This window comes from Rickettsia sp. TH2014 (assembly GCF_019249195.1).
GTDB lineage: Bacteria > Pseudomonadota > Alphaproteobacteria > Rickettsiales > Rickettsiaceae > Rickettsia > Rickettsia felis.
In genome coordinates this window covers 1-2,157 of the sequence record NZ_MXAX01000202.1, presented here as the reverse complement: position 1 = coordinate 2,157, position 2,157 = coordinate 1, and the positions used below count along the sequence as shown (strand labels likewise).

Sequence of the window (2,157 nt, the reverse complement as noted above, 5' to 3'; positions counted from 1 at the left end):
ATAATTTTTATAATGTCTGTAAGATTAAATCTTGACTTCTACAGTCCACGGTATGACACCCTGCAGATTTTCCGAGCCATGCAACAACGCTCGTCAAGCGAACTAGGTGACATTGTCTAACATTTCGGCAATTCTCAAATAATCCTGAGGAGTAAGATTTTCAGCACGATAATTATCATTGATTTTCAACTGAGTTAATATTTCATGTATGTTAGGTACAAGATTTTTCAGTGATGATTTGATCATTTTCCGTCGTCCTGCAAAAGCAAGTTTTGTTATTTGCTCAACTTTATTTATCAGAGCAATAGACGGGGGATTTTCTAAAGGTATTAGTTTGACTATCGCAGAATATACTTTAGGAGGTGGATAGAAAGCAGTCGGTGCTACGTCAAAGCATTTTTTCACTTTAGTAATTAACTGACATATTACCGATAACCTGCCATATGCTTTAGTTGACGGCATAGCACAAATACGTTCTACTACTTCCTTTTGTAACATTAGCGTCATATTAGTAATTAACCGCGCTTCTTTCAGCCATCTAATTACTAACTCAGTACCTATATGATATGGTAAATTAGAGATTATAGTTATTTTATCATAACCTAAATCAGTTAAATTTATTTTAAGAGCATCTTGTTTTATAATATTTAGATTAGGATAATATTCTTTAATCTCATTAAGGAGTGGGATACATCTCTCATCTGTTTCTATAACAGTTAAGGATGCAGGATTTTTCTGCAATATTGACCTAGTTAATCCTCCGGTGCCGGGTCCTATTTCTAGCGCTCTGCTATTTTCTGCAAGGTTACTCGCACGTACAATTTTATCACATAGACTACTGTCAAAAATAAAATTTTGTCCGTGCTTTTTAATAGGATTAATTTGATGAGATGCTGCATGTTTTGCAATTGAAGGGAGCATGGATTTTAAAGGTGATTGTGTAGAGCAAGCATCGTCATCGCGAGGAAATACGAAGTATTGACGAAGCAATCTCAGGAGTTTGTATTATTTCATGAGATTGCCACGTCGCTTCGCTCCTCACAATGACGTTATTCTGATAACATTATTTTTATAACTGCTTTCTTACGCATATTTTCAAACATTTTTTGTGCTTTTTGTGAAATCTTTTTATTGGTTAGGAAGTTTACTACATAATTATTTTCATCTTCATTAACATTTAAGATTTTTTTGCTGCACACTAATATTATTTCAAATTTGTTATTTACTTCAAAAACATTGCTTGCTTTGTCCGAGCTTAAGTCCTTTACAATAGTTTGTTTTACGGCTTCTATCTTGCTAAGCTTATCGGTAATAATTTGCATAGTAGCAAAATTATCATAAAGTGATTTTTTAACGTCTGCACATTTTTTTAGTCGATTTTTCAAATTATTCATCTGTGTAAACGCTTTATTGCCAGCATCTTTAGATGTAAATACTTGCATTGAAATTTCTACGTCTTTTTGATCACTAGATAAAATTGCGACATCTATTTCTTTATTACTTACTTGTACCGATCTTGATAGACTTGATAAAATATTCATTTTAATCAACTCGGATTTAATTTGGGAAATAAAACTATCAGGATTAACCGATCTGCTTTTTAAATACTGAAGAAGAGAACCGTGGGGCATTTTATTACGATCTTCAATAGATTTAATAGCATTATCTATCTCTTCTTGCGGAATTTCTCTATCTCCGGCATATTGAAAAAGCAAAGATTCGTCAATTAAGCTCTTGATTGCTAAGTCACTTAGCTGCTTATCTTGAGCAGGCGTTAGACTTTCAACATTATTTAGTGCCATAATCATTTTTTTTCTAGCACGGAACTCATTAAGAGTAATAGGTTCATCATTTACGGATGCTACTATATTCGGCAACGAAGCTTGTGCTACATTAAAAGCAAAAAAAACAGTAATGATTATAAGTAGTAATTTATTCATATTTTTTCAGACTCACATAACGTAATAATTGGAATAGTTTTTATGTGGATAGCAACTCGTCATTGCGAGAAGAATTACGTAGTAATTCGACGAAGCAATCCAGTAAACATGCTGATTTACAGAATTTTTTTAATCTTTTTCTGGATTGCCACGTCGCTTCGCTCCTCGCAATGACGACTGGGAGTCCACGCAAGCAAGCCTTTCTCGCAAGGCGTTG

The 2,157-nt window shown here is 33.7% G+C and carries 2 protein-coding genes; both read right to left on the bottom strand.

Features of this window, described 5'->3' with window-relative positions; translation table 11 throughout:
* Window positions 1–102: 102 nt before the first annotated feature.
* Window positions 103–921, bottom strand: coding sequence for a 16S rRNA (adenine(1518)-N(6)/adenine(1519)-N(6))-dimethyltransferase RsmA (gene rsmA, locus KYQ89_RS04150; protein ID WP_218460536.1), 819 nt, complete (start codon window positions 919–921; stop codon window positions 103–105).
* Window positions 922–1,049: 128 nt separating this feature from the next.
* Window positions 1,050–1,940 (bottom strand): SurA N-terminal domain-containing protein, encoded by an 891-nt coding sequence (locus tag KYQ89_RS04145; protein ID WP_218460535.1) that lies wholly within the window; start codon window positions 1,938–1,940, stop codon window positions 1,050–1,052.
* Between the last annotated feature and the right edge of the window lie 217 nt (window positions 1,941–2,157).

Coding starts and splice junctions, on each gene's coding strand:
- rsmA (WP_218460536.1), bottom strand. CDS start 921: ATGCTCCCTTCAATTGCAAAACATGCAGCATCTCATCAAATTAATCCT.
- KYQ89_RS04145 (WP_218460535.1), bottom strand. CDS start 1,940: ATGAATAAATTACTACTTATAATCATTACTGTTTTTTTTGCTTTTAAT.